The following is an 8378-nucleotide window of genomic DNA, read 5'->3' as shown; positions in this document are numbered from 1 at the left end:
TGGCGCGCCTGGGCCAGGTCGTCCTGCACCCGGCGTACGTCGTCGGGCACCGTCTGCGGGTCGGGCAGCCGGCCGTCGCGCAGCCGGCGGACGACGACGTCGCCGAGGGTGGTGAGCACCGCCGTCGCCGCCCCGAGGCCGAGCAGCACCCGGCCGTGCCGCCCCACGCCGGGGGTCAGCGGGTCCAGCACCTTCCTCGCGACGTACGGCGCCAGCAGGCTGCCCACCCCCATCGACAGGCTGGCGAGGGTGTCGGCCCGCTGGTAGTCGCCGGCGCGGGTGCCCGGCTCGACGGGATGCGCCCGCTGCCAGAGGTACTCCGCGCCCATCGCGCCGAAGAACGCCGGGATCGCCGCCACCGTCAGGTCCACCTTCACAGAGACCATCCTGCCGGTTGGGGCCTCGCGGGGTCCTCCCGGCGCAGGTGCGCTGCAACGTCCGGGGAGATATCTTGATGTCAAGGTATTCAGGGAGGAGGGCCGATGGCCGACACCGAGGCGGCACCACTCACCCGGCGGGGGATCCCCGTGGACTCCCAGCTGCGGGTGCTCGCCCTCGGGTCGTTCGCGACCCGGTTCGGCGGGGGCGCGGTGATGACCACGTCGGCCATCTACTTCACCCGCCATCTCGGCTTCTCGGCCGGCGAGGTCGCGCTGGCCATCTCCGCAGCGGCGGCCGCCGCGCTGCTGGTCGCGCTCCCGGCCGGCCACCTCGGCGACACCCGCGGGCCCCGCGAGGTGCTGGTCTGGCTGATGGCTGCGCTCGCGGTCGCCACCCCGCTGCCGGTCCTGGCCCGCACGCCGCTGACCCTCGCCGCGCTCCTCGCCGCCGAGTCGGCGCTGGGCGCGGCGGCCAACTCGGTGCGCAACGGGGTGATCGCCCAGATCGCCGTCGGCGGCCGCGGAGTGCAGTTCAAGGCGTACCTGCGCGCGGTCACCAACAGCGCGATCGCCCTCGGCTCGGTGGTCGGCGGCGCCGCGCTCGTCCTCGACACCGACGCCGCCTTCGTCACGGTCTTCGTGCTCGCCGGGGTGCTCTGCGGGTTCGCGGCGTGGAACTCCACCCGGCTGCGCCACCTGCCGGCGTACCACCGGGCGGAGGGGGAGCCCCGGCTCGCCGTGCTGCGCGACGTGCCGTACGTCGCGGTGTCGCTGGTCACCTCGATGTTCGCGCTGCACTTCGTGGCCGCCGAGCTCGGCATCGCGCTGTTCATCTCCCAGCGCACCGAGGTCCCGCGGGTGATGGTGGCGGTGCTGCTGCTGGTCAACACCGTCCTGGTGGCGCTGTTCCAGGTGCGGCTCTCCCGGTCGTCGGACTCGGTCACGACCGGTGCGCGCGCCCTGCTGCGCGGCGGGGTGCTGATCGCGGTGGGGTTCACGCTGATCGGGCTGGCCGACGGCGCGCCCCGGTGGATCGGGGTGGTCGTGCTGCTCGCTGGGGCGCTGGTCCACGTGGTCGGCGAGATGGTCGGCTCCGGTGGGCAGTGGGGCCTGCAGATGGGGCTCGCCCCGCACGAGCGGCAGGGGCAGTACCAGGGGTTCTCCAGCCTCGGCTTCGCGCTGATCGGCATCGTCGGCCCTCCGCTGGTGACGCTGCTGTGCGTCCACGGCGGCCGCCTCGGCTGGGCGGCGATGGGCGGCCTCATCCTCCTCGCCGGGCTGGTCGCCCAGCCGCTCTCGCGGTGGGCGCTGGCCAACCGCGCGGCGTACGGCGTGACGACGCACTCGGGGTGAGGCGAGCCGGGGCAGGCTGCCGACCCGCCCCGTCCTTCTGCCGATTGGACCCAAACGACATCGATTCGGGCGATTTGTCTGTCGTTTGGGTCCAATCCGCAGAAGTTTCTCGATCACCCCGGCGGGAGGTACGGCGCGGAAGCTGGGCCAGCGCGAGCGCGGCTGCGGCGACCAGCAGCGCCACGGTGCGCGCCGGTCCCGCGACCTCCGGTTCGAGCCACAGGCCCGCGCCGACTAGCCAGCATACCGACCAGTCGGTATGCTGACCCGCATGGAGTTCCAGCCGAGCGCTCGCTCCCAGGAGTACGCCGAGCGCCTCACCCGGTTCATGGCCGAGCACGTCTACCCGGCCGAGCCGGTCCATGCGGCGCAGCGGGCCGCGGCCGTCGCGGCGGGGACGCCGCACGCGGTGCCGCCCGTCGTCGAGGAGCTCAAGCGCGAGGCCCGCAGCCAGGGACTGTGGAACCTCTTCCTCCCCGACTGCACCGACCCGGCCCACGGCCTGTCCGTGCTCGAGTACGCGCCGCTGGCCGAGATCACCGGGCGCAGTGCGGAGCTCGCCCCGGAGGCCACCAACTGTGCGGCCCCCGACACGGGGAACATGGAGATCCTGCACCTGTTCGGCAGCCCCGGGCAGAAGCAGCGCTGGCTGGAGCCGCTGCTGCGCGGCGAGATCCGGTCGGCGTTCTCGATGACCGAGCCGGAGGTCGCCAGCAGCGACGCACGCAACATCACCGCGAGCATCGTGCGCGACGGCGACGAGTACGTCATCAACGGTCACAAGTGGTGGAGCACCGGGGCGAACGACCCGCGCTGCCAGGTGCTGGTCGTGATGGGCAAGACGGACCCTACGGCCGACACCTACCACCAGCAGTCCATGGTGCTCGTGCCGGTGGACGCCCCCGGCGTGGAGGTCGTCCGCTCCACCCAGGTGTTCGGCTACACCGACCAGCACGGTCACACCGAGATCACCTACACCGACGTCCGGGTCCCGGTGACCAACCTGCTCGGCGCCGAGGGCTCCGGCTTCGCGATCGCCCAGGCGCGCCTGGGCCCCGGACGCATCCACCACTGCATGCGGGCGATCGGCATGGCCGAACGCGCGCTGGACCTGCTGTGCGACCGGGCGCTGACCCGCACGGCGTTCGGGAAGGAGCTGGCCCGCCAGGGGGTCATCCAGACCTGGATCGCCGAGTCCCGCCTCGCGATCGACCAGGCCCGCCTGCTCACCCTGGACGCCGCCTGGAAGATCGACACCGTCGGGGCCAAGGGGGCCCGCAAGGAGATCGCCGCCGTCAAGGTGGTGGCCCCCCGCATGGCGCTGGACGTGGTCGACCGGGCGATCCAGGCGTACGGTGCGGCCGGCGTGAGCGAGGACACCCCGCTGGCCCAGATGTGGGCGGGACTTCGCTCCCTGCGCATCGCCGACGGCCCCGACGAGGTGCACCTGCGCGACGTGGCGCGCCTGGAGCTGCGCGACCGGATGGCCCGCCTCGCCGGGGCTGACCGGGCCTAGTCCGTCGACCCCCGGCGCCGCCCGCCACGCAGGCCGTCGAGCAGCAGAGCGACCATCTGCTCGGCGACCTGCTCGACAGTGAGCCGGCCGCCGGGCCGGAACCACTCGGGGATCTGGTGGGCCGCGCCCAGGAAGGTGTGCACCGCGACGTCGGCGTCCACGTCGGCGCGCAGCGCACCGGCCTGCTGCCCCTGCTCGACCAGGCTGCGGAACCGGTCGTGGTAGCGGCGGCGCTCGGTGCGTACGGCGGCCGCGTTCGCGTCGTCGAGGCGGTGCATCGACCGGACGAAGACCGTGAACTCGTCGCGGTGGGCGAACGAGGTCATCACAACGTCGACGGCCGCGTCGTGCAGCCGCCGGTCGGGCGGCCCCGCGGCGGTGAGGAACCCCTCCAGGCGGGCGAGCTGCAGCTCGAGCAGCCAGCGGTAGATCTCGTGGAGCAGCTCGTCCTTGCTGCGGAAGTAGTGGTAGAAGGCGCCCTTGGTGACTCCGGCCGCCTCGACCACCTCCTGCACGGAGACCGCGTCGTAGCCGCGTGCGGCGAAGAGCCGGACGCCGGTCGCGAGCAGCTGGTCGCGGACCCCCTCAGCAGGCACCGCGCCAGCATACCGACCGGCCGGTATGTGCCGGGCGATCCACCGGCCCGCGGCCGACTACTGGTGCGTACGACGTGCCTGGTGCGTCGTACGCACCAGTAGCGTGGCGAGGGGTGGGGTCGCGCGGGTCGTCACGGCGACTGACCGGGCAAGCGGTCATCACCCGGGCGTGTCACGACGATGCGTGGCGGCACGGCGAGACTCTGGCCGACGACGCAGTAGCGCTCGGTCAGCTCACCGAGCCGGGCCAGCAGGGCGTCGTCGGTGTCGGTCTCCACCTGGGCCGTGACCAGGAGGTCCTGGATGCCCACGGGTGCCTCGCGCGACACTCCGAGTGTCCCCCGGGCGTCGAAGGTGGCGGTCGCGGTGAGCCGGGCGTGTCGTACGTCGAGCCCGAGCATGGTGGCGACGCTGCGCATCGTCACTCCGGCGCAGGCGAGCACCGCCTCCAGGAGCATGTCTCCGGAGCACGCGGCCGAGCCGTCGCCGCCCGTGGCCGGGTGGAGGCCGGCGACGACGGGCCCGGCCCAGCCACCCACCGTGGCGGTGATCTCCGGGGCGTCGAGCTCGGCGGTCGCCCGCAGCGGGGTCCGCGCCCGGGCAGGATCCTCGCGGTACTGCTGCTTCAACGGCGCCTGCAGGGCGCGCAGCTCACTGGCATCCATCTGCTCAGCATCGCCGGGTCGAGATCGGGCCGCCAGCGGGAGGCACCGGCACGTCGACCGCGGTGCCGGTCAGTGCGCCATGTCCACGAACCGCGAGTAGTGGCCCTGGAACGCGACGGTGATGTCACGGGTGGGGCCGTTGCGGTGCTTGGCCACGATCAGGTCGGCCTCGCCGGGGCGCGTCGACTCCTTCTCGTAGACGTCGTCGCGGTGCAGCAGGATCACCATGTCGGCGTCTTGCTCCAGGGAGTTGTGCAGCGCCATCCCGTTGGCGACGAAGTTGTGCACCCCCATCACGGTGGCGTCAAAGACGGGCAGCTCGCCCAGCGGCTCGATCGCCGTGACCGTGTCCCAGTAGATGTCGTTGGTGGCAAGCACCTCGAGATCGGCATCGTCCAAGACGGCGGCGACCCGCGCCATCCGCTGGCGGCTCGGCGCGGACCTCCACATCGTCGACCCGCCGAACTTCGTGCCGAGGGCCGCTGAGAACTCGCGGTGGGTCATCTGCTTGTCGGCCAGCACCCGGCGGACTCGGCCCCAGACCTCACGGGGAACGGTGTCGAGGTTCGTGTTCGGACGGACCTGACGCAACCGCGCTCCCAGGGCGGTGGCGGCCAGTCCTCGCTGCCCGTGCACTCCGATCTCGTCCACGAACCGTAACTGGTTCTCAGCGCCGTAGACGTGCAGGTGCCAGCCGTCGCGGTAGCCCGCCTTCCGGGCACGCTTGATCCTGGTGAACACGTTGAATCGCAACAGCAGCCGAGCCAGGTCGTCGACGAGGCGGCGGCTGGTGGAGGCGTAGTAGACCCGCCCGAGCCGGCGCGCCTCGTCGTAGGTGACCGAGCCGTCCGTGGCCCACAGATGACGCAGGAACAACCCGACCTGCTCCTTGGGCAACGAGAACACCCACCCGGGCACGAACTTCTCGTGACTGCGAAGCCCGAAGAGCCCGTCCTCGTCCAGCCAGGCGGCGATCGGGTTCCGCTTCCCGTGGGTGAGGTGGTAGGGCGCGGGGAGACGCAACGTCGTGACGCGTGCGGCGGGGTACTCGTCCCGCGCGGCGACTATCCCGAAACGGCGCTTCGCCGCCTCGGCGACGGCGGAGAGGTTGGCCTCGTCGACCGAGGCGTACCTGATCGGCTGCCGCTTCACGAAGGAGCCGTCGCCCAGCAGGTGCGCCAGCAGGACGATCTCATCCTCGTCGTGGCGCTGGATCTCCAGCGGCGGGGGCACGTGGCGCACCGAGCCGACCCGGGCGCCGACACCGAGCTCGCCCAGCGGGGTCCAGCCGTCGTAGGTGAGGAACGGGTGGTTGGCCGTCGCCCGCACCCGTCGCCCCGAGGCCAAGGTCACCTCGAACACCGGCTTGGTGCCCGACGCGAAGGCGTGGGTCATCGTCCGCGGCACCAGCTTGAGCCGGTCGTCGAGCGCCCAGACCGGGACGTCGCGCGCGCCCGAGGCCATCAGCTCGCCGATGGTGACCTCGGCATTGGTGTCGGCACGCATGATCCGGGTGTCCGCCGTGACGCAGCCCGATTCGCGCAGGTCGCTGAGCATCGGGCGCTTGTCGGAGCGCTGCTCCGGACCGCGGTTGAGCTGGGAGAGCGCGATGATCGGGACCTCGAGCTCCTTGGCCAGCAGCTTGATCTGGCGGGAGAACTCCGAGACCTCCAGCTGCCGGGACTCGACCTTCTTCCCCGAGGTCATCAGCTGCATGTAGTCGATGATCACCAGGCGCAGGTCGTGGCGCTGCTTGAGCCGGCGGGCCTTGGCCCGGATCTCCATCATCGTCATGTTCGGGGAGTCGTCGATGAACATCGGCGCCGAGGAGACCTCGCCCATCTTGCGCGCCAGCTTCGCCCAGTCGTCGTCGGTCATCTGCCCGTTGCGGATGTGGTTGAGCGGCACCTTGGCCTCGGCGGACAGCAGCCGCATGGTGATCTCCGACCGGGTCATCTCCAGGCTGAAGAAGACGCTGGTCAGGTTGTTGTGGATCGACGCCGCGCGGCACAGGTCCAGCGCCAGGGTCGACTTGCCCATCGCGGGGCGGGCGGCCACGATCACCATCTGGCCGGCGTGCAGACCGTTGGTGAGGTCGTCGAGGTCGGCGAAGCCGGTGGGCACGCCGTACAGCCCCGCGTCGCGGTTGCCGATCGCCTCGATCTCGTCCAGGACGCCGTCCATGATGTCGGACAGCGGGGCGTAGTCCTCCGAGATGCGCCGGTCGGTGATCTTGTAGACCTCCGCCTGCGCCTGGTCGACCACGTCGTCGACCTGGCCCTCCCCCGCGTACCCGATCTGGACGATCTTGGTGCCGGCCTCGACCAGCCGCCGCAGGATCGCCTTCTCCCGCACGATCTCGGCGTAGTAGCCGGCGTTGGCGGCGATGGGCACGTTGGCCGAGATCGTGTGGAGGTACGGCGCGCCGCCGACCCGCTCGATCTCCCCGCGCCGGGCCAGCTCGGCCCCGACCGTCACCGGGTCGACCGGCTCGCCGCGGCCGTAGAGGTCGATGATCGCGTCGTGGATGATCTCGTGGCTGGGCCGGTAGAAGTCGGCGCCGCGCAGCGTCTCGGCCACCTCGGCGATGGCGTCCTTGGAGAGCAGCATGGCGCCGAGCACCGACTGCTCGGCCGCCATGTCCTGCGGAGGGGTGCGGCTGCCGGGGCGCACCGGCGCCTCGCCGGGGGCGTACGGCGCGGGGCCGTCGCCCCAGCCGTCGTACGGCATCCCCCGGGGATCCTGCCCGGCGGGTGAGTCGAGGATGCTCACGCCTGCTCCCCCTCCTGTCCATGGTCCCGGAACCGACGGTAGAGCCCGGCACCGACACCGCCCGCCGAGGGGACGCTACGCGCCCGACGGGCGCCGCAGGAAGACGGGACCGGACCGGTTATCCACAGGCGCTGGGGATAACCGGGGCCGGACCGTGGACGAGCCGCGAGCGGCTGTGCAGCACCTGTTGACGAGGCTGTGGAGACAGCCGACCTCTTGCCGAGAACACCGCGCTGACCTGCGGAAACGTCGTCCTCAGCCTGTGCATAGAAGAAATCCGGGGCAATCGGCGGTTCACGTTCTCGTCATCTGGACGCCCGAGTTGGTTTGTCGACAAGCCGCCCGGCAGGATCGGCTGTCTACAAGGTGATCCACAAGCGCCCTGCCGGGCGCCACTCCCAGAACCGCCCCTGCCCGTGGCCATTCCCCGCGCCGAGCGAGCCGCCCACGACCGCGAGATCGTGCGCCTCGCGGTCCCCGCCTTCCTCGCGCTGGTCGCCGAGCCCCTCTTCCTGCTCGCCGACTCCGCCATCGTCGGGCACCTCGGCACTCCGCAGCTGGCCGGGCTGGGCCTCGCCGGCGTGGTGCTGCAGACGGTCGTCGGGCTGTGCGTGTTCCTCGCGTACGGCACCACCGCGAGCGTCGCTCGCCAGCTCGGCGCCGGCGACCGGCGCCGGGCCCTGGCGCAGGGCGTCGACGGGCTCTGGCTGGCGGTGGCGATCGGCGCGGTGGCCACCGCGGTGGGCATCGCCCTCACCCCGCCGGTGCTGGCGGCGTTCGGGGCGGCTCCGGACGTGACCGGGCACGCCCAGACCTATCTGCGCCTGGCGTTCCTCGGCACCACGCCCCTGCTGCTGATGCTCGCGGCGACCGGCGTGCTGCGCGGGCTGCAGGACACCCGCACCCCGCTGGCCGTGGCGGTGGCGGGCAACCTGCTGAACATCGTGCTGAACCTGCTGCTGGTCTACGGCGCGGGCCCGGTCCCGGGGCTGGGCCTGGCCGGCTCGGCCCTGGGCTCGGTGCTGGCCCAGCTCGCCTCGGCGGCCAGCATCTTGGCCATGTTTGCCTCTTGGCCGGCTGGCAGGCCGCGCTCGTA

At 72.1% G+C, this 8378-nt stretch carries 7 protein-coding genes; 3 read left to right on the top strand and 4 right to left on the bottom strand.

Annotated elements, in window-relative coordinates:
- Positions 1-377 (bottom strand): hypothetical protein (locus tag PLP61_RS12160; RefSeq protein ID WP_324502985.1); only part of this gene is annotated, 377 nt, incomplete at its 3' end.
- Positions 378-482: 105 nt separating this feature from the next.
- Between PLP61_RS12160 and PLP61_RS12155 the strand changes: the two genes are divergently transcribed.
- Both PLP61_RS12155 and PLP61_RS12150 read left to right on the top strand, forming a co-directional pair.
- Positions 483-1733, top strand: coding sequence for an MFS transporter (locus PLP61_RS12155; protein WP_324502984.1), 1251 nt, complete (start codon positions 483-485; stop codon positions 1731-1733).
- 271 nt (positions 1734-2004) lie between these two features.
- Complete coding sequence (locus PLP61_RS12150) at positions 2005-3249, top strand: acyl-CoA dehydrogenase family protein (protein WP_324502983.1); 1245 nt, start codon at positions 2005-2007, stop codon at positions 3247-3249.
- Here the strand turns inward: PLP61_RS12150 and PLP61_RS12145 are convergent.
- The 3 genes from PLP61_RS12145 to PLP61_RS12135 all read right to left on the bottom strand — a co-directional run bounded on the left by PLP61_RS12145 (position 3246) and on the right by PLP61_RS12135 (position 7240).
- Positions 3246-3845 carry a TetR/AcrR family transcriptional regulator gene (locus tag PLP61_RS12145; RefSeq protein ID WP_324502982.1) on the bottom strand — a complete coding sequence of 200 codons (600 nt, stop codon included), beginning with the start codon at positions 3843-3845 and terminating at the stop codon, positions 3246-3248. The two genes, PLP61_RS12150 and PLP61_RS12145, sit on opposite strands and share 4 nt — an antisense overlap.
- Positions 3846-3976: 131 nt before the next feature.
- A complete protein-coding gene (locus PLP61_RS12140) occupies positions 3977-4510 on the bottom strand; it encodes an OsmC family protein (protein WP_324502981.1) in 534 nt (177 codons plus the stop codon).
- A gap of 69 nt (positions 4511-4579) precedes the next feature.
- Positions 4580-7240, bottom strand: a complete 2661-nt coding sequence (locus tag PLP61_RS12135; protein WP_324502986.1) for a replicative DNA helicase — start codon at positions 7238-7240, stop codon at positions 4580-4582.
- 452 nt (positions 7241-7692) lie between these two features.
- Here PLP61_RS12135 and PLP61_RS12130 point away from each other — a divergent pair.
- Positions 7693-8378: MATE family efflux transporter (locus PLP61_RS12130; RefSeq protein WP_502889044.1), on the top strand; the 686-nt coding region annotated here is incomplete at its 3' end.

The sequence above is a fragment of the Nocardioides sp. genome (assembly GCF_035429765.1).
GTDB lineage: Bacteria > Actinomycetota > Actinomycetes > Propionibacteriales > Nocardioidaceae > Nocardioides.
Note: the sequence above shows the minus strand (reverse complement) of the source record. Positions and strands in the feature narration are given on the sequence as shown.

Bases quoted from the DNA above. Each gene is read 5' to 3' on its own strand.
- PLP61_RS12155 (WP_324502984.1), top strand. From the start codon at position 483: ATGGCCGACACCGAGGCGGCACCACTCACCCGGCGGGGGATCCCCGTG.
- PLP61_RS12150 (WP_324502983.1), top strand. From the start codon at position 2,005: ATGGAGTTCCAGCCGAGCGCTCGCTCCCAGGAGTACGCCGAGCGCCTC.
- PLP61_RS12140 (WP_324502981.1), bottom strand. From the start codon at position 4,510: ATGGATGCCAGTGAGCTGCGCGCCCTGCAGGCGCCGTTGAAGCAGCAG.
- PLP61_RS12135 (WP_324502986.1), bottom strand. From the start codon at position 7,240: ATGCCGTACGACGGCTGGGGCGACGGCCCCGCGCCGTACGCCCCCGGC.